Here is a 17,417-nt window from a genome sequence, read left to right as displayed (position 1 = left end):
TAATTATTTGACAGAAACGAATTCACCGGTATTAACCATCAATCCCACCGCATTTATTACCCAACTGGTACATACCCGACACGGCGGGGGATCTAAGGAGACAGAAATGGCATTTGGCAGCGCGCCGCGCGGGATACCTCGTATTCTGCAGTGGCTTCTTGCCGGACTGATGATGCTCATCGGTCTGGCCGTCGGCGGGTTGGGCTTAAAGCTCGCCACCGTGGGCGGAAGTAGTTACTTCCTGATAATGGGCGTGGTAATGGTGATTGCCGCGATCCTGATTTTCCTCAACCGCACCAGCGGGATCCTGCTTTACGGCATCGCGTTTATTGCCTCGCTGTTCTGGGCGGTAAGCGATGCAGGCTGGGATTTCTGGCCGCTCTTCTCCCGCCTGTTTACCTTTGCCGTGCTGGCGTTCCTGTGCGCCATCGTCTGGCCCTTCCTGCGCGCAGCAAACCACACTGCCCCGAACAAGGCGCCCGCCTTTGGCGTCGCGGCCCTGCTGGCGGTGGCCATGCTGGTCAGCCTGGGCTGGATGTTTAAGCCGCAAACCCTCGTTGCAGCGAACGAGCCCGTTCCGGTGAAACCCGTTGCACCCGGCGAGCAGCAAAAGAACTGGGAACACTGGGGCAACACCACCCACGGCGACCGTTTCGCCGCGCTGGACCAGATTAACAAGCAAAACGTCAACTCGCTGAAAGTCGCGTGGGTTGCGCACACCGGCGATATTCCGCAGAGCAACGGCTCGGGTGCGGAAGATCAGAACACCCCTCTGCAGATTGGCGACACGCTGTATGTCTGTACGCCGTACAGTAAAGTGCTGGCGCTGGATGTGGATTCCGGTAAAGAAAAATGGCGTTATGATTCGAAAGCCACCGCGCCGAACTGGCAGCGCTGCCGCGGCCTGGGCTACTTTGAAGATCATGCAAACGTGACGGCGTCACAGACCGGAACATCGCCAGCGGCATGCCCTCGCCGCCTGTTCCTGCCCACCACCGATGCCCGTCTGATTGCCATCAACGCGGATAACGGCAAGGTCTGCGACGACTTTGGCGACCATGGCATCGTGGATCTGAGCGTCGGCATGGGCGAGATCAAGCCCGGATATTATCAGCAAACCTCCACGCCGCTGGTTGCCGGGAACGTTGTCGTCGTCGGCGGTCGCGTCGCGGATAACTACTCTACCGGTGAACCGCCGGGCGTGGTGCGCGCCTACGACGTTCACACCGGTAAACTGGCCTGGGCGTGGGATCCGGGTAATCCGAACCTGACCGGCCTGCCGCCAGAAGGCCAGACCTACACCCGCGGTACGCCGAACGTCTGGTCTGCGATGTCTTACGACGCCAAACTGAACCTGATCTACCTGCCAACCGGCAACGCCACGCCAGACTTCTGGGCGGGCGAGCGTACCGCGCTGGACGATAAGTACAGTTCCTCCATCGTCGCCGTCGACGCGGCCACCGGCCAGGTCCGCTGGCATTTCCAGACCACCCACCACGACCTGTGGGACTTCGACCTGCCTTCCCAGCCGCTGCTGTACGACCTGCCTGACGGTAAGGGCGGCACCACGCCGGTGCTGGTGCAGACCAGCAAGCAGGGCATGATCTTCATGCTTAACCGCGAAACCGGTAAGCCGGTGGCGAAGGTAGAGGAACGCCCTGTCCCGGCGGGCAACGTTGAAGGTGAACGCTACTCCCCAACCCAGCCGTACTCCGTTGGCATGCCGATGATTGGCAACCAGACGCTGACCGAGTCCGACATGTGGGGCGCCACGCCTGTTGACCTGCTGCTGTGCCGTATTCAGTTTAAAGAGATGCGTCATCAGGGCGTCTTTACCCCGCCTGGTCTCGACCGTTCCCTGCAGTTCCCTGGCTCACTCGGCGGGATGAACTGGGGCAGCGTCTCGGTTGACCCGAACAACAGCCTGATGTTCGTCAACGATATGCGCCTGGGGCTGGCGAACTATATGGTGCCGCGCGCGAACGTGGCGAAAAATGCCAGCGGCATCGAGATGGGGATTGTTCCAATGGACGGCACGCCGTTCGGCGCGATGCGTGAACGCTTCCTGTCACCGCTGGGTATTCCGTGCCAGAAGCCGCCGTTTGGCACCATGTCAGCCGTCGACCTGAAAACCGGCAAGCTGGTGTGGCAGGTTCCTGTCGGCACGGTGGAAGATACCGGCCCGCTGGGCATTCGCATGCACATGCCAATCCCAATCGGTATGCCGACCCTTGGCGCGTCGCTCTCTACCCAGTCCGGTCTGCTGTTCTTTGCCGGTACCCAGGATTTCTACCTGCGCGCGTTTGATACCGCCACCGGGAAAGAGATCTGGAAAGACCGCCTGCCGGTTGGCAGCCAATCCGGCCCGATGACCTACGTGTCCCCGAAAACCGGTAAGCAGTACATCATCATTAACGCCGGGGGCGCCCGCCAGTCGCCGGACCGCGGTGATTACGTTATCGCGTACGCATTACCTGATAAGAAATAAGATGTGAAAAAGGGACCGAAAGGTCCCTTTTTTGTAGGTCAGTTTTTGTAGGTCGGGTAAGCGAAGCGCCACCCGACGCAACACGCCACTCAGAACGTCTCCCAGTTATCCCCGGAAACCGTCGCCGCCGGGCGTAAAGGTACGTTCTGCGGCACCGGCGCAGCCGTCACCACGCGGCCCTGCTTTGCGCTATTCAACCGAAACGCGCCAACCGCCTCGGTCAGACGCGCGCCCTGTTCTTCCAGAGACGCCGCCGCCGCGGAAGCTTCTTCCACCAGCGAGGCGTTCTGCTGGGTCACTTTATCCATCTCAGAAATCGCCTGGCTCACCTGCACAATACCGCGGCTCTGCTCATCGGACGCCGCGGCGATCTCCAGCATGATGTCGGTAACGCGTTTCACCGCGTCGACAATCTCATTCATGGTGTTACCGGCGGCCACAACCTCGCCGGAGCCCTGGTCGATCAGCGATACCGATTCGTTGATCAGGCTTTCGATCTCTTTTGCGGCATTCGCACTGCGGCTTGCCAGAGTGCGCACTTCACTTGCCACCACGGCAAATCCGCGCCCCTGTTCACCCGCACGGGCCGCTTCTACCGCCGCGTTAAGCGCCAGGATATTGGTCTGGAAGGCAATGCTGTTAATCACGGCGGTGATTTCAGAGATCTTCTTCGAGCTGCTGGAGATATTGCCCATGGTTTTCACCACGCCGGAGACCATCTGGCCGCCGCGGGTCGCTTTGCCGGAAGCATCTTCCGCCAGCTTGCTGGCATGATGGGCGTTATCGGCGTTCTGCTTCACCGTCGCGGTCAGCTGTTCCATGCTCGCGGCGGTTTGCTCGATGGCGGCAGCCTGCTGCTCGGTGCGGGACGAGAGATCGGTGTTACCGGCAGAAATTTCGCTGGTGCCACGGTAGATTTCCTCCGCCCCCTGACGTACGGTGCCCACGGTGTTTTCAAGCGAGTGCTGCATGGTTTGCAGATCGCGCGTCAGGCGACCAATTTCGCTGCGCCCCGCCACGTCGTCCGGCATCGTCAGGTCGCCCTTAGCGATATTCTCGATACGTTTCGCTGCCCGCTGCAGCGGATTGATTACCGTGCGGCGCAGCACGACAAAGGTCATCGCCGTCAGCACCAGCGCCAGCGCAAACGCGCCCACCATAAACATCAGGCCCAGCTGCGTGCGGCTGTGCGCCTGCGCCGTCAGCGCATTGGCACGGTCGGTACGGATCTTAATCGCCTTCAGCAGTACGGCGTTATAAGCGTCATCCAGCGGACGCGCCGTTTCGTTTTCGTGATTGATGATCGCTTCGAACATGCCGTTTTTGGCGAATTTGACCATCGGCTGCATGCCAGCGATATAGGCGTCGTAACGCGCCTTGAGATCCGCGTCCAGCGCTGCGCCCTCGGCGGTGCGCACGGCACGATTCATGTAGGCGGTAAAGCTCTCCTGGGACTGCTTAATGCGTGTTTCCGCCTCGCTGATGTTCTGCTTCATGGCGTCCATCTCCGCGATACGGCTTGCCGCACCGGCGTGGATCAGATTGATACGCGCGGTTCGCAGATGGTTTGAGCTGTTCGACAGCCCCATCCGCACCTGAATTTCAGCTGTGACATCCTGCTGATCGTTATCGGCCTGCAGCAGGAAATAACCCGCAAGACCCGAGCTCAAGGCAAACAGAAGAATAATGCCACCGAGAATGGAGGAAAACAGCGGAACCAGCCTGATGTGATGCAAGAAGCCCAGCTTGCGCTGCGCCAGCATCGAAGTAGTGTTGTCCATGACCGTCGACTCTCTTGTAGGTAAGATGCGTAAAAACACGCCTGTTAAATAGTCATCGGCACGGCAGAGATTTAGATTACGGCTAAAAACGCCGCACTGGTCACACTTTAGAGAAGATTATTAAAGAAATGCCAGCGGCGAAAAACCGCTGGCAGAAGAGTTACTTGTCGCCGAAATGGATAACGGTACGGATGGATTTTCCTTCGTGCATCAGATCAAACGCCTCGTTGATCTGCTCCAGCGGTAAGCGATGGGTAATGAACGGATCGAGCTGAATCTTGCCGACCATGGCATCTTCAACCATACCCGGAAGCTGGGTACGCCCCTTCACCCCGCCAAACGCGGAACCGCGCCATACGCGCCCGGTGACCAGCTGGAATGGACGGGTTTTAATCTCCTGACCCGCTCCGGCCACGCCAATGATGATGCTCTCGCCCCAGCCTTTGTGGCAGCACTCCAGTGCGGAACGCATCACGTTCACGTTGCCGATACACTCAAAGCTGAAGTCCACGCCGCCGTCGGTCATCTCAACAATAACGTCCTGAATCGGCTTCTCGTGATCTTTCGGGTTCACGAAATCGGTCGCGCCCATTTCACCCGCCAGCCTGAATTACTCCGGGTTAGTGTCGACCGCGATGATACGACCGGCCTTCGCCTGCACCGCGCCCTGAATCACCGCCAGACCAATGCCGCCGAGACCGAACACCGCCACGGTATCGCCCTCTTTGACTTTTGCCGTGTTATGCACCGCGCCAATACCGGTGGTCACGCCGCAGCCCAGCAGGCAGACTTTGTCCAGCGGCGCCTGCGGGTTCACCTTCGCCAGCGAGATCTCCGCGCAAACGGTGTATTCGCTGAAGGTGCTGGTGCCCATGTAGTGATAAACCGGCTCGCCGTTGTAAGAGAAACGGGTCGTCCCGTCCGGCATCAGCCCTTTCCCCTGGGTGGCTCGAACCGCCTGGCAGAGGTTAGTTTTGCCGGATTTACAGAACTTGCATTCGCCGCATTCCGCGGTGTACAGCGGGATCACGTGATCGCCCGGCTTCAGGCTGGTCACGCCTTCGCCCACTTCCACCACAATCCCGCCGCCTTCATGACCGAGCACTGCCGGGAAGACGCCTTCCGGGTCATCGCCCGAGAGCGTAAACGCATCGGTATGGCACACGCCGGTATGGGTGATTTTGATCAGCACTTCGCCTTTCTTCGGCGGTGCCACGTCAATTTCAACGATTTTGAGCGGCTGGCCGGGGCCAAATGCAACTGCAGCGCGAGATTTCATATGCCTTCCCTTTTTTGTCAGGTATGTGGATTTATTTTAGATAAGAGCGCAGTAAATGGCCGACTTCCGCCATGCGTACGGCTCGCTGATCCGGCGTGGTGTCCCCCGCTACCAGCTCATCTTTGAGGTGAATTTCAACCATTTCGCCCATCAGGCCATTGGCAGCCCCGCGCACGGCGGCAATTTGCTGCAGGATGGCCAGGCAGGGGTCGCCCGACTCCAGCGCGCGTTCAAGGGCATCAACCTGGCCCCGAATGCGACGGACGCGGGTAAGAATACGTTTTTTATCTTCGGGTGAATGCGGCATACGCCCTCCTGATACTATAGGGGGGTATGGTACCTATTTTGTTACCGCTGTGTAAACCTAAAGATTAGAGGGTTGAGGTTTTGTACAAAACTCGGGGGAGGCATTGAATACGCCAGATAACGAAGCAAAATAAAAAAGCGTAAAGTCTCATCCTGATAAGCCGATAAAAATAGGGTCTTTTTTTAATATAGGGATATTACATGCGTAAACTCATCTCCTCCATTGGGCTCATAGCAGGTATGGCTGTAGCCACACCCGCGGTTCACGCCAGCACGTTGACACAAACGTTGACCCGCTGCGACTCAACCTTTTTCAACGAGATTTATCATCAGCGAGCCAAACTCAGCCACGTAGCCCCCTTAACGCTAAACAAGCATTCGCAGGCCTGGTTCAAAGCCCCTGAAGACGGCAATCGCACCATCTGGTTTGCTCAACCGCTGCATGAATTAAATCTGACGGTATCGGGATATTACCTGCAAACCAGCAATCTCGATGAAATCAATTACGGTAAGTACTATTACTGGGGACTCATTTTCAAAGAGTCACAAGAAGAAGTGATGTCCAGACTTGATCATTTGTCCTGGAAAAAGGCGGGAGACGATTATGTTTCTCAGACGATGATTAAAATCAACCCAAACAGTGAGTGGGAAGATAACGCGCAGGCGGTGACAGGTATTGCTCCGGCAAAAGAAAGTACCGAAAAGCTGTTAATGCTCAGCAAAAGCAAAGACGGGACATTATTGCTCTGTACCGTTCAGGGAAATGTAACGCCTGACATGCTGACGACATTACGGCCTGATTTATCCGCAGGGGATGCGAAATGAAAAAGCTAACATGGCTGGTATTACTTATGCTGACAGGTTGTACCGGGACAAGTAAACCCCAGCCCCAGTCTACCCCCAAGCCACCGGCAGGCGTCATAAAAATCCTTGAAGATAAAAGAATTGCTTCGTATATCGATTTTCGGGTGATTTCAACTTATCAGGGTAACGATCACTTACGCCGCTTTTATTTCATCAATAACTACGCCGAGCAGACACTCATTATAAAAAATCCTCCCGTCTACATAGCGAGCTCACGGGCAATCGACGTGATTAACTGCGACAAAAACCAGCGTGCCGTTATGGCGCGAACCTATTTTTCGAAACCGTTCGCGGAAGGCGATGTCGTACATGTGACACAGGATGTGGGACAATGGGAAAGTTATCCGAAAGACTCTCTTTTTGGGACAATAGCGGAAAGCATGTGCAGTATTCCCGTTGAAAAACTCAAGCCAGAGCCAGCGAAAGATAATCGCATACCGTTATTAGATTAATACAGGTGAGGCAGAGACGCAGAGCGTAGGCTCTGCATCTCTATGTTATGGTTCACAATACAGTATTAAATTGCTGGACCAGATTGTGTGATATCCGCTCTGCCCCCACGTCATTAGGATGCAGATTATCCAGCGTAAAGACTGACAGGTTATACAGATTAACCCCGCTTTCATTAAACAGATCACAGACCGGTACGGAGAATAATGAGCAGACGTCTTTGATTGCTTGTACATATTCTATATCCTGCTTGTTTGGCGCACCAAATGGTACATAGTCTGAAGGCATTTCATTGCCATGCAGCACCATAAGCACATCAGCAGTGTTCAGCGGTGTGGCATGCATCCGAATGAAGGCCGCACTCGCTGGCGTGGTGAATGGCGTGTTGGTGTGAATGCTAAGAACATCAATGTTCTTCAGGTTCACATCGTAGCAACAGACCACATTACTGGCTTTATTGCAGATATACGTTGTTAGGGGAGCTACTTGGATAAAGTCCGTCACAAAATAGCTGGCGTTGCTTGTCACTGAGCCATTCGTTGACAGGGCATACCCCATCAGTACCTGGTCACGATTAACCAGATTGGCCCCCCGGGAAGTTTCTGTTGAACAGTTCAACAGTCTGTTGGTGGGATTTCAGATCCCGACTATAACAGCCACGCCAACCGTAACCCATATACACAGAAGGTTTACTGGTACCTTTGGTCAGCATCAGGGTATCCGCGCCGGTCGAAAGGCTTTGGGAAAAGCGGACAAAAAAAGCATCCTCAGGCGTCGAAAACGGCGTGACAGCCCCTACAACAGCATAGCTAATGAATTTCTTGTCAAAGCCATAAAATAGCTCCTTTTTCATGGATGCGCTTACCTCTGTGCAATGCATATACATTGCGCCTGAGGAATTATTGTAAATTATGAGTTAGCTATTACTCCGGTCTAAACCCGGGTTTACCATTTACTGCTCGCCATTCTTTGATTTCTTTTACAACCCCCTCAGGGGTATCTTCACGAGTTTTTGAAGGGTAAAAAATAAGGTCAGAACCATCTGGATGTTCTGTTATCTCTTCAAAATAAAGCACATTCTCAACGTCTTTACTTTCAGAGGAATTTGCTGGATTAAAAATTCCGCGAACAAACTCTAAAAACTCAGCTTCAGAATAATCAGTGATTCTTTTTTTATGGTCCATACCAGGTACCTCACTCCTTTTTATGAATTTCAACATGGCGCTTAGGTGTTAACACCCTTAAATTATCAATATCATATACCTCGCCACCATCTTGTATTGATTTTTTATGGTGAAGTTCATGTTTTAACCTCTTGCCCCTCGCTCGCCTTTTTTCACAAAAGTTGTTTTCCCTAATTTTGTCTGACCAAGATTAGCATTATTTAATTGCTTCGCTAATCCAACTTTATTCACGAGGTGCCGGAACACGCGCTGCAAACGGATATCTACCTGCCGTTAAATTGACGATCCGTTACAGACCGTCCTTTCTGCCGGGTGGCACTGCGCTTACCCGGCCTACCGTCCCCTACAGCCTGCGCCAGCATCTGCAGTTCCTCCTTCAGCCAGCGGGTCGCGCCCCGCTGGCCGCTGCGTTTATGCGAGTAAATTTTCACTTCAAACGTGCGTATCGGAAACGGTAACGCAAAAATCCTGAGATCCGCTGTCCTAATCAGCTTCTCCGCGGCATAGCGGGGGATCGCCATCAGCAGGTCACTTTCCGCTACGATAAACGGTGCGCTTAGCATCGACGGCGTTTTGATCGCGATTTGTCGGGTAAAGCCCAATTGTTCAAGCCGCACATCCAGAACGCCCTGCTTCTCATTCCACGGCGTCACCACCAGGTGCCGTGCCGCGAGATAATCCTCCAGCGTCAGCCGGGTCCGGCTTGCGTTGCTGATGACCACATACTCATCTTCAAACCAGCCGATCTCTTCCAGTTCCGGATGACGGATATCCTCCGGCGTGCTGAAGCCCAGCGCCAGATCCACTTCGCCCGCCAGCAGTTCCGTCAGCGCCGGGCTGTGCGGCAGATAGCGCAATTCAAAGCGTAAACCCGGGGCTGTAAGCTGCAGCCTGTGCATCGGAGCCGGAAAAATGCAAAGCGCGGTAAAGTCCGTTATCGCAATCTGCAGGCTCTCCGTACTGCTGGCTGCATCAAACTCCGGCTGCGGGGTCAGCTCATGATTCAGGAACGATAGTGCAGAAGCAATCGAAGGCGCGAGCTGAGAGGCATACACGCTGGGGGACATGCGATGCCCTTCACGAAAAAACAGCGGGTCATTCAGGGTGGCGCGCAGGCGCGACAGCGCATGGCTGAGCGCGGATGTGCTCATCGCCAGCTCGTCAGCGGCCAGCCGAACGGAACGGTGGCGGTATATCGCGTCGAAAACGGGCAGCAGGTTTAAATCAAGACGCCTCAGTACCGGATGCATAATATTCATCATTTGTTGATTTCATTGCACTTAATTCTTCAGACAATACGCCGTATGCTTAATGCCATCAATCAGGACACACGCTAAAAGCAGGTAAAACAATGAGTATCACCCTTCGCCAGGCCCGCCCCGAAGATGCGGCGGCCATTTACGCCATGATTTACGAGCTGGCGGTGTATGAAAAAGCCCCGGAAGAAGTGGTTACCACGCCGGAGGAGATCCGGGAAACGCTCTTTGGCGCAGGTACTAAAACCGAGGCATTGATCGCGGAGTGTGAAGGCAAGATCGCGGGCTATGCCGTGTTCTTCACCAGCTATTCAACCTGGCTTGGCCGCAACGGGATTTATATGGAAGACATGTACGTTTCTCCGGCGTATCGCGGCCTGGGGGCGGGAAAAGCACTGCTGAAACATATCGCCCAGCTCGCCGTACAACGGCAGTGCGGTCGCCTTGAATGGAGTGTGCTGGACTGGAACCAGCCCGCCATCGACTTTTACCTGAGCATTGGCGCGCTGCCGCAGTCCGAATGGGTGCGCTACCGTCTTGACGGAGAAGCGTTGCTCAAATTTGCCGAATAGCGGCACGCGCTACCCGAGAAGATCCCGCCCCGCGGGATCGCGCTTTCCTGCATCGCTCCCGTCTCAACAGTTTCTGAATTTATGCTACCCTTCCATAAATTTCATCAACATAGTGCAGAACGCCATGACGACAGCCCCTTTTATCCGCCCTCAACTCACCCTGCCCAACGGCGCTGACAAGCTGCTGCTTCACTCCTGCTGCGCCCCCTGCTCGGGTGAAGTGATGGAGGCTATCCAGGCGTCGGGCATTGAGTACACCATTTTCTTCTATAACCCCAATATCCATCCGCAAAAGGAATACCTCATTCGTAAGGAGGAAAATATTCGCTTTGCGGAAAAGCACGGCGTGCCGTTTGTTGATGCCGATTACGACACCGATAACTGGTTTGAGCGTGCGAAAGGCATGGAATGGGAACCCGAGCGCGGCGTCCGCTGCACCATGTGCTTCGATATGCGTTTCGAGCGCACGGCGCTCTATGCGGCAGAAAATGGATTCAGAGTTATCAGCAGCTCGCTGGGGATCTCCCGCTGGAAGAACATGCAGCAAATAAACGACTGCGGCCAGCGTGCGGCCGCGCGCTATCCGGGTATGGTTTACTGGGACTATAACTGGCGCAAACAGGGCGGCTCCTCACGCATGATTGAGATCAGCAAGCGGGAACAGTTTTACCAGCAGGAATATTGCGGGTGCGTTTATTCGCTGAGGGACAGTAACCTGCACCGTAAGTCTCAGGGTCGCCCGCTGATCCGCATCGGGAAACTGTATTACGGTCAGGATGACAATGAGAAATAACGGGTTCCCGGTATAGAGATATATCCGAAAACCGCCCTGTCAGGTGCCGAATTTAGCCTTGCGTCTCCCACATCCGCAAAGAGCGGCTATCCTTTAACTATCAACAAAAGGAGGCAAAAATGTCTGATATCGGTACTGATAAAAACACCCAGTTTGCTGAAGACAAGGCAAAAAATAAATTTGATGAACTTGCAGGTTCAGCGCAGCAGCAGTTTGGTGAATTCGTCGATTCACCAAAACATCAGGTTAAAGGTGCCGCGAAAAAATACGCCGCTCAGGCCAGCGATGCCGTTTCCGACGTCACAGAAGCGGTCAGAAATAATCCCCTCACCGGCCTCATCGCCGCGGGTGCTGTCGGTATTGTTCTCGGCCTGTTGCTGGGTCGAAAATAAATCAGAGCCCTTCGGGGCTTTATTTTTCTCATCAGCTAAATAACCGTACCATGCGGTCTAACTCATCCTCTTTCACGGCACGTGAAAGATAATATCCCTGAAAGTTTTTAACGCCCAGCGCGACGAGTTTCTCGAACTTTTCTTCGCTATCAACCCCTTCTGCAATACAGTCAGTGCCGGTCATGTCGCTATAAATCTGAATCGCTTTTATTAGATTGTAGTCATTGTCATTTGCCACAAAGTGATCGACGATGTCCCGATCCAGCTTGAGTCCATCGAAATGGACCTGGCGTACCGGGAACATAGTTTGATGGTTAGAAAAGCAGTCATCCAGAAATAAACGACACCCCGTTTTGCGTAAATGCCGCATGGTTTCAGGGATCCTTTTATCCTTCGTCACGTCAATATCCTCTGCAAATTCAAAGACCAGCTTTTCCGCCCACTGCGGTTTGAGCAGCATATCGATGGCCTTTCGTGCCATATCAGGCAAGGCATTTCCGGATGCCAGACGAGGCGGGATATTCACAGAAAAATAATATTTCCCGTTATACTTATTAATCCCTGAAACGGCAGCATGGATGACCAACGCCGTTATTTGCAACCATATTTCATGATTGGTAATATCCGTTAAAAAACTGGCAGGCTTGACAATTTTACCGTTTTTATTCCAGCGAATCAGTATTTCAAACCCAACACCTTTTTTATCCCGATCGGTAATGATCTGATATGCCGGAAATATTTCGCGATTTCGTAGAGCATTAAAAATGTCGGTTTCCTTCTCCGTAAGCCCCGTTTTTTGACGTGGGTGTTTAGCAGGCATTTCTGCTTTAAAATTATGCGGATCGTGTAGCCAACGCTTAATTAAGTGTAATTTAAGCACACCTTCCTTACGGTGGGTATACACCGTTTTATTCGACAAACCCATTCTATCGCACATTTCTTTTACGGACATGCCGCGGTAGAAACTTAATAATACGTCAATTTCTCTTCGTGTTAACCACTTGAGATTTTCTTGCGAGGAAATATCAATGTAGCGTTCGCGTAATGCGCGAGAGCGATCCTTAAAACTTTTGTAATGGGTATGAAAGCAGGCGATTACATCAGAAACGCTGGCTACGCGAATCAATGATAGTTGATAGCGGTTATTTAAAAGACTGCCCAGCGTGCGGTACAGCCAGCCATCGGGAATATCACCATACAGGGTGACGTGCCGAATGACGGGCAGTGCATTGAGTATGGATGCCAGTCGCTTCAGGCTTTCCAGGAGGTTGACCACGCCTTTCCCGAGAAACACCACGATATGCGCATCCTGATTTTTAAGGATATTTTCAATATCCTGTTGAGATGCCTCATCTCCGTTAAAGTGGATCCGGGTAGCATGGATTCCGTATTTATTAAGGATCGAACAATATCCCTGGAATGTGAAACCGCAGGCTGAGATGACAAACTTATGTTCATCGCACGCCCCATTTCTGAGAGAAATTTTGTGGGTCATAACCTGCTCCTGGGCACCAAAGCGCCATTTCCATTTGAGTATGCGTAAAATTTATTGCATCTGTTGCGAAGTATAATTTTACAGTAGCACTCAGGGTTAAGAAACTGTTATCAGCCTAATTCACCGGAACATCTTTGCGTTAATCACCCGCGTTTAAATATACTTTTCTTTTCAAATAACCACGGCAAATGTTTTATTCTCAGGGTATAATGAAAATTCCGAAAAAGAAGACTGGATACTTCATCTATCGGCTCATTCAAATACGAGAAAAATGCTATGGATAATCATATCTCATCCAGGGCCTTGCTACATCGAAGGGATGTCATAAAGAGCAATCCACGATTCGGTGAGGCAATATTAGAGCACTACACAATTAATGACACCATCTACAAAAAACAACCTTTGTTCTACAAGACAATGCTGCAGGAATCCCGGTTCAACATTATCCTCTCCATGTGTTGTTTTATTTTTGGAAATCAGGCCGAGTCAGTTTCTGAAATTAAAGAGTTATGTTCTCGCTATAAGATAGCCAGCCCCAACAGTGTTATTGCGATCATCACGATACTCAGAACTACCGGGCGCATCAGGACCTGGCGCTGTACGGAAGACAGACGCAAAACGAGAATCGCGCCAACCGAAAAAGGTCTGAATGAACTTAAGCGATATATGTCCGGCGCTTTTTTGCCCGTCAGTATTCTTTACCCGACATTCAATATTAACGTGAACCTGCTGGATAATGATATTTTGAGAAATAACTTTTTCCGCCGCGCGGCAGAATATCTTTTTCGGGGATTAACGTTCAGAAAGGTGTTGCCTGAAGTGGGATTATTTATCGATAAAGATGGTGGACGTATGATTATGCTTTATCTTTACCTGCAGGCTATGAAAAATAAATCTGCCCATGGTGCCGTCATCGACTATTCAGCCAGCACGCTCGCAAAAGAATTTTTTGTATCGCGTATCCACGTCAACCGGATTATCAAATCGGCTCAGGAGGCAGGCTATCTGAAAGATCGGGGTGATGGTCGGCTATCGGTCTATCCGGCGTTTATCGAACTCGTCGAAAATTATGCCGGGTTATATTTTGCGTATGTTACGCATTACATCAACGTTGTTCCTAAAGAGCGACGCCACGCTCACAACGTGACGTCAACTGTATAATCCACCAGGCGTTCGGTATCCCGAACGCCTTTCACTTATCTTTCCCGCAGCGCCTCTTTTGCCTTGTTCAGCGGTTTCAACAGATAATCCAGAATGGTTTTGCTGCCGGTTTTAATATCAACGGTGGCAATCATGCCCGGAAAGACCGGAAATTCCTGACCTTGCTTATTGGTCAGATGGTTACTGTCGGTACGAATATAGACGCGATAGTAATAAACATCTCTTTTCACCTCATCCTGCAGGGTGTCCGGCGAAATCATGGTCACTTCCCCTTCCAGCCCACCGTAAATGGAGTAGTCATAGGCCGTCACTTTCACCAGCGCCTTCTGGCCGGGATGGATAAACGCCACATCGCGCGGCGAAATTTTCGCTTCTACCACCATCTGATCGTCAAGCGGAACCAGACTCATCAGCTTGCCGTTCGGCGGGATGACGCCGCCCACGGTCGTGACGTCAATATCCTTCACGATCCCGCGAACCGGCGCATTGAAGGTCAGTCGGGTCAGGGAGTCTTCCCGACCCTTCATCACCGAACGCTGGGCTTCAATCTCCGCATTGGCTTTCGCCAGCTCTTCGCGGGCGCGGACGTAATACTGGTTTTTCATCTCGGTGATTTTATTCTCAAGCTCATTTTTTTGACGCTCAAGACGCAGCACCTCCACCTTGCTGGCCGCCCCCTGGGTCACCAGCGGACGGGTCAACGACAGCTCGCGCTGCACCAGCTCGGCACCCTGACGTAAACCCGCCAGCCCTTTTTCAAGGCTCTCGCGACGGGACTGATAGAGCGCCGTTTCCTGCTTAACCAGCTCAACGTCGTCATCCAGCTCCTCGGGAAACGTCAGCTCCGTGTCGTTAACTTCGGCCTTCAGGCGTGCCGCCGTGGCCAGCGCCGCATTCAGACGCGACTCGCTCTCCAGCACGCTCGACTCGGTTTTTGTCCGATCAAGCTGCGCGAGCTGCTGGCCGCGCTCGACGATGTCGCCTTCGCGCACCATCAGGCTGTGGATAATGCCGCCTTCCAGGGACTGGATGACCTGCTCATGCGAAGACGGTATCACCTTGCCGCTGCCTGTCGTCACCTCATCAAGATGGAACAGGCTCGCCCAGGCGATAAACACCACCAGCAGGGCGAACAGGGACCATGCCACCAGGGTAGAGCGCGGAAGGCGAGGCTCCTTCAGTCGGCTATTAAAACGGGAGAAATCATTCATGCCGCCCCCTCCTCTGCAACCGCCGCCGGTTTCATGGTCACGGTGCGCTGTGCTGTCTTTTGCGGCGCCATACCATGCTGGTGCAGGATGGCGTCGCGCGGGCCGTCCATCACCACCTTGCCGTTTTCCAGCACGATGATGCGGTCGACCAGGTCCAGAATCGGCAGGCGATGCGTCGCCACCACCAGCGTCCGGCGCTTACCCAGCCATGTGTGAAGATGCTGAATAAACTGCTTCTCGCTCATTTCGTCCAGCCAGGCGGTAGGCTCGTCCAGCAGCAGAATAGTCGGCGAGGTGATCAGGGCGCGCGCCAGCAGCAGCGCCTGACGCTGTCCGCCCGAGAGTCCCGTTCCGCCCTCGTTGATGATAGTGTTCAGCCCCATTTTCTGTTTGCGCACAAACTCCAGCGCGCCACTGTTGACCAGCGCCTGGTGAATCTCATCGTCGGTCGCCAGCGGGTTCCCCATCAGGATGTTGTCCCGCACGGAGCCAAAGAACAAACGGGCCTGCTGGCTCAGCAGCTGCATGTCGCGACGCACGTCGGCCGGATCAAGGTGATTGAGGGCAATATCGTCCAGCAGAATGCTGCCCTGCTGCGGCTCCTGCATGCCCGCCAGAAGCTGTAACAGCGTGCTTTTGCCGGAGCCATTGCGCCCGAGCACCGCCACGCGTTCTCCAGCGCGGATCTGCAGTTTGCTGATGTTGAGCACGGTGAGTTTCTCTTCCTCGTCGTAGTAAAACCCGATGTCCTCAAGGGCATAGTCGCCGCGCAGGTGGGCTTTGTGCACCTTCTTGCCGTGCTGCGGATCGTCAATCGGCCGCTGCATCAGGTCGTCCAGCCCCTTGCGGGCCACTTTTGCCGACTGCCAGCGCGAGAGCACGCCTGAGATCTGTGACAGCGGCGCAATGGTCCGCGACGCCAGAATCGAGGTCCCCACCAGCGCACCGGTGGTCATGTCGCCGCTGATGACCAGATAGCAGCCCACCAGCAGCACCACCGCGTAAACAATCGACTGCACCTCCTGGGTCCAGGTAAGCAGCAGGCCCGTCAGCCAGCGCTGCTTCATGCCGACGCTGGCGGCAACGTCGTTGGTGTTATTCCACTGATTCTGGAAACGCTGCTCGGCGCGCATCAGCTTGATGTCTTCAATGCCCTGCACCGCTTCCACCAGCGTGGCGTTACGAATGGCGGATTCACGCATCCCTTCGCTGGAGAGTTTCCCCAGCGGGCGCTGCACCAGCAGGCCCGGAATAAGCAGCAGCGGCACGGCGAGCAGGACCACCAGCACCAGCGGACCACCAATCATCCACAGAATGAAGACGAACAGCAGGAAGAACGGCAGATCGGAGAGGGCCGCAATGGTCGTCGAGGTGATCAGCTCGCGCACCGACTCCAGCTCGCGGATCTGCGCGATAAACGATCCGGTGGATTTCGAGCGTGCGCCGTTTTTAATCCGCAGCGCGTGGGCAAAGACGCGTTCAGAGATGCGCAGATCGGCGCGCTTCCCCACCACGTCAGAAATGTGTACGCGCAGCATGCGCATGATGAATTCGAACACGATGGCAATCATCACGCCGCCAAACAGCACCCACAGCGTGGCTTCTGACTGCGACGGTACCACCCTGTCGTAGACCTGCATGGAGAAGACCATGCCGGAAAGCGCCAGCACGTTGGCGACCAGCGCCACCAGCATAATGTCGCTGTAGCGTCGCCAGTCCTTCAGCGCCAGCTGCCAGAACCAGTTTTTCTCATACGGTTTGATGTAGTCATCCACGCGGGCATCCGGCGTGGACTCGAGCGGGCGCAGCACCATCAGGCCCTTTAATCGCGACCCGAGCGCCTCGCGCGTCAGCGTCGTCTCAAGGCCGCCGTCGCCGCTGAACTGCAGGCTGACGTTGCCTTCGTTGTCCATGCGGTTGATCACCGCAATCTGCCCGCCAGTGAATTCCGCCAGCAGCGGCAGACGCCACGGATCGAGGGAGACCGCTTCCGCCGCCACCACACGCATCCCCAGCCCAAGCTGGCGCGCCATCTCCTCCAGCACCAGCTGGCGAGGCGACTGGCTTTCATGGTTAATCGTGACCCGAACGTGCTCCACCGAAAAGTCCAGCCGGTAGTGCTTCGCGATGATGAGCATGCCCTGCAGCCAGGGTTCGTACTGTGGATGTGTCTTCATAATCTCCG

Annotated in this window: 17 protein-coding genes and 1 pseudogene; 7 read left to right on the top strand and 11 right to left on the bottom strand. The window is 54.0% G+C overall.

Features of this window, described 5'->3' with window-relative positions; translation table 11 throughout:
• Window positions 1–106: 106 nt before the first annotated feature.
• Window positions 107–2,488 (top strand): glucose/quinate/shikimate family membrane-bound PQQ-dependent dehydrogenase, encoded by a 2,382-nt coding sequence (locus tag KGP25_RS11385; RefSeq protein WP_126533904.1) that lies wholly within the window; start codon window positions 107–109, stop codon window positions 2,486–2,488.
• Window positions 2,489–2,577: 89 nt separating this feature from the next.
• Here KGP25_RS11385 and KGP25_RS11380 read toward each other — a convergent pair whose 3' ends face one another.
• The 3 genes and pseudogenes from KGP25_RS11380 to KGP25_RS11370 form a co-directional block, all read right to left on the bottom strand.
• Complete coding sequence (locus KGP25_RS11380) at window positions 2,578–4,269, bottom strand: methyl-accepting chemotaxis protein (protein WP_223540475.1); 1,692 nt, start codon at window positions 4,267–4,269, stop codon at window positions 2,578–2,580.
• Between the two features lie 160 nt (window positions 4,270–4,429).
• Window positions 4,430–5,548: pseudogene (locus KGP25_RS11375) on the bottom strand (S-(hydroxymethyl)glutathione dehydrogenase/class III alcohol dehydrogenase).
• Window positions 5,549–5,579: 31 nt separating this feature from the next.
• The gene (locus tag KGP25_RS11370; protein WP_008502288.1) at window positions 5,580–5,855 is read right to left on the bottom strand and encodes a metal/formaldehyde-sensitive transcriptional repressor; all 276 of its coding nucleotides are present in this window, start codon (window positions 5,853–5,855) and stop codon (window positions 5,580–5,582) included.
• A gap of 200 nt (window positions 5,856–6,055) precedes the next feature.
• On the opposite strand from KGP25_RS11370, the gene KGP25_RS11365 reads away from it, so the two are divergent.
• Both KGP25_RS11365 and KGP25_RS11360 read left to right on the top strand, forming a co-directional pair.
• Entirely contained in the window at window positions 6,056–6,679 is a 624-nt protein-coding gene (locus tag KGP25_RS11365; RefSeq protein ID WP_223540473.1) for a hypothetical protein, read from the top strand.
• Window positions 6,676–7,170, top strand: coding sequence for a surface-adhesin E family protein (locus KGP25_RS11360; RefSeq protein ID WP_223540472.1), 495 nt, complete (start codon window positions 6,676–6,678; stop codon window positions 7,168–7,170). Before KGP25_RS11365 ends, KGP25_RS11360 begins: the two co-directional genes overlap by 4 nt.
• A gap of 52 nt (window positions 7,171–7,222) precedes the next feature.
• On the opposite strand, the gene KGP25_RS11355 is transcribed toward KGP25_RS11360, so the two are convergent.
• The 5 genes from KGP25_RS11355 to KGP25_RS11340 form a co-directional block, all read right to left on the bottom strand.
• Window positions 7,223–7,726, bottom strand: a complete 504-nt coding sequence (locus KGP25_RS11355) for an SGNH/GDSL hydrolase family protein (RefSeq protein ID WP_223540471.1) — start codon at window positions 7,724–7,726, stop codon at window positions 7,223–7,225.
• 16 nt (window positions 7,727–7,742) lie between these two features.
• Complete coding sequence (locus KGP25_RS11350) at window positions 7,743–8,021, bottom strand: hypothetical protein (RefSeq protein WP_223540470.1); 279 nt, start codon at window positions 8,019–8,021, stop codon at window positions 7,743–7,745.
• Window positions 8,022–8,091: 70 nt separating this feature from the next.
• A complete protein-coding gene (locus KGP25_RS11345; RefSeq protein WP_223540469.1) occupies window positions 8,092–8,352 on the bottom strand; it encodes a bacteriocin immunity protein in 261 nt (86 codons plus the stop codon).
• Between the two features lie 10 nt (window positions 8,353–8,362).
• Window positions 8,363–8,449, bottom strand: a complete 87-nt coding sequence (locus tag KGP25_RS26790) for a hypothetical protein (RefSeq protein WP_324252045.1) — start codon at window positions 8,447–8,449, stop codon at window positions 8,363–8,365.
• 166 nt (window positions 8,450–8,615) lie between these two features.
• A complete protein-coding gene (locus KGP25_RS11340; RefSeq protein WP_223540468.1) occupies window positions 8,616–9,614 on the bottom strand; it encodes a LysR family transcriptional regulator in 999 nt (332 codons plus the stop codon).
• 89 nt (window positions 9,615–9,703) lie between these two features.
• Between KGP25_RS11340 and KGP25_RS11335 the strand changes: the two genes are divergently transcribed.
• The 3 genes from KGP25_RS11335 to KGP25_RS11325 all read left to right on the top strand — a co-directional run bounded on the left by KGP25_RS11335 (window position 9,704) and on the right by KGP25_RS11325 (window position 11,365).
• Entirely contained in the window at window positions 9,704–10,180 is a 477-nt protein-coding gene (locus KGP25_RS11335) for a GNAT family N-acetyltransferase (protein WP_223540466.1), read from the top strand.
• 124 nt (window positions 10,181–10,304) lie between these two features.
• Window positions 10,305–10,973 carry an epoxyqueuosine reductase QueH gene (locus KGP25_RS11330; RefSeq protein ID WP_223540464.1) on the top strand — a complete coding sequence of 223 codons (669 nt, stop codon included), beginning with the start codon at window positions 10,305–10,307 and terminating at the stop codon, window positions 10,971–10,973.
• Window positions 10,974–11,092: 119 nt separating this feature from the next.
• The gene (locus KGP25_RS11325) at window positions 11,093–11,365 is read left to right on the top strand and encodes a CsbD family protein (RefSeq protein WP_045910495.1); all 273 of its coding nucleotides are present in this window, start codon (window positions 11,093–11,095) and stop codon (window positions 11,363–11,365) included.
• 31 nt (window positions 11,366–11,396) lie between these two features.
• On the opposite strand, the gene KGP25_RS11320 is transcribed toward KGP25_RS11325, so the two are convergent.
• Window positions 11,397–12,860 carry an EAL domain-containing protein gene (locus tag KGP25_RS11320; RefSeq protein WP_223540463.1) on the bottom strand — a complete coding sequence of 488 codons (1,464 nt, stop codon included), beginning with the start codon at window positions 12,858–12,860 and terminating at the stop codon, window positions 11,397–11,399.
• A gap of 276 nt (window positions 12,861–13,136) precedes the next feature.
• Here KGP25_RS11320 and KGP25_RS11315 point away from each other — a divergent pair, with 276 nt between their 5' ends.
• The gene (locus KGP25_RS11315; RefSeq protein ID WP_111966707.1) at window positions 13,137–14,021 is read left to right on the top strand and encodes a MarR family transcriptional regulator; all 885 of its coding nucleotides are present in this window, start codon (window positions 13,137–13,139) and stop codon (window positions 14,019–14,021) included.
• 35 nt (window positions 14,022–14,056) lie between these two features.
• Here KGP25_RS11315 and KGP25_RS11310 read toward each other — a convergent pair whose 3' ends face one another.
• On the bottom strand, window positions 14,057–15,232 hold the full coding sequence (locus KGP25_RS11310) for an HlyD family type I secretion periplasmic adaptor subunit (protein ID WP_045910492.1): 1,176 nt from the start codon (window positions 15,230–15,232) through the stop codon (window positions 14,057–14,059).
• Entirely contained in the window at window positions 15,229–17,409 is a 2,181-nt protein-coding gene (locus tag KGP25_RS11305) for a type I secretion system permease/ATPase (protein WP_223540462.1), read from the bottom strand. The genes KGP25_RS11310 and KGP25_RS11305 overlap by 4 nt, the downstream gene beginning before the upstream one ends.
• Between the last annotated feature and the right edge of the window lie 8 nt (window positions 17,410–17,417).

It is taken from the genome of Enterobacter sp. JBIWA003 (genome assembly GCF_019968825.1).
Taxonomy (GTDB): Bacteria; Pseudomonadota; Gammaproteobacteria; order Enterobacterales; family Enterobacteriaceae; genus Enterobacter; species Enterobacter quasiroggenkampii.
This window is presented reverse-complemented; position numbering and strand designations above follow the sequence as displayed.

What these genes read in the sequence shown, in the direction of transcription:
- KGP25_RS11310 (WP_045910492.1), bottom strand. Translation starts at nt 15,232, where the DNA reads ATGAATGATTTCTCCCGTTTTAATAGCCGACTGAAGGAGCCTCGCCTT.
- KGP25_RS11345 (WP_223540469.1), bottom strand. Translation starts at nt 8,352, where the DNA reads ATGGACCATAAAAAAAGAATCACTGATTATTCTGAAGCTGAGTTTTTA.
- KGP25_RS11305 (WP_223540462.1), bottom strand. Translation starts at nt 17,409, where the DNA reads ATGAAGACACATCCACAGTACGAACCCTGGCTGCAGGGCATGCTCATC.
- KGP25_RS11385 (WP_126533904.1), top strand. Translation starts at nt 107, where the DNA reads ATGGCATTTGGCAGCGCGCCGCGCGGGATACCTCGTATTCTGCAGTGG.
- KGP25_RS11380 (WP_223540475.1), bottom strand. Translation starts at nt 4,269, where the DNA reads ATGGACAACACTACTTCGATGCTGGCGCAGCGCAAGCTGGGCTTCTTG.
- KGP25_RS11335 (WP_223540466.1), top strand. Translation starts at nt 9,704, where the DNA reads ATGAGTATCACCCTTCGCCAGGCCCGCCCCGAAGATGCGGCGGCCATT.
- KGP25_RS11330 (WP_223540464.1), top strand. Translation starts at nt 10,305, where the DNA reads ATGACGACAGCCCCTTTTATCCGCCCTCAACTCACCCTGCCCAACGGC.
- KGP25_RS11325 (WP_045910495.1), top strand. Translation starts at nt 11,093, where the DNA reads ATGTCTGATATCGGTACTGATAAAAACACCCAGTTTGCTGAAGACAAG.
- KGP25_RS11320 (WP_223540463.1), bottom strand. Translation starts at nt 12,860, where the DNA reads ATGACCCACAAAATTTCTCTCAGAAATGGGGCGTGCGATGAACATAAG.
- KGP25_RS11365 (WP_223540473.1), top strand. Translation starts at nt 6,056, where the DNA reads ATGCGTAAACTCATCTCCTCCATTGGGCTCATAGCAGGTATGGCTGTA.
- KGP25_RS11350 (WP_223540470.1), bottom strand. Translation starts at nt 8,021, where the DNA reads ATGAAAAAGGAGCTATTTTATGGCTTTGACAAGAAATTCATTAGCTAT.
- KGP25_RS11360 (WP_223540472.1), top strand. Translation starts at nt 6,676, where the DNA reads ATGAAAAAGCTAACATGGCTGGTATTACTTATGCTGACAGGTTGTACC.
- KGP25_RS11370 (WP_008502288.1), bottom strand. Translation starts at nt 5,855, where the DNA reads ATGCCGCATTCACCCGAAGATAAAAAACGTATTCTTACCCGCGTCCGT.
- KGP25_RS11355 (WP_223540471.1), bottom strand. Translation starts at nt 7,726, where the DNA reads ATGGGGTATGCCCTGTCAACGAATGGCTCAGTGACAAGCAACGCCAGC.
- KGP25_RS11340 (WP_223540468.1), bottom strand. Translation starts at nt 9,614, where the DNA reads ATGATGAATATTATGCATCCGGTACTGAGGCGTCTTGATTTAAACCTG.
- KGP25_RS11315 (WP_111966707.1), top strand. Translation starts at nt 13,137, where the DNA reads ATGGATAATCATATCTCATCCAGGGCCTTGCTACATCGAAGGGATGTC.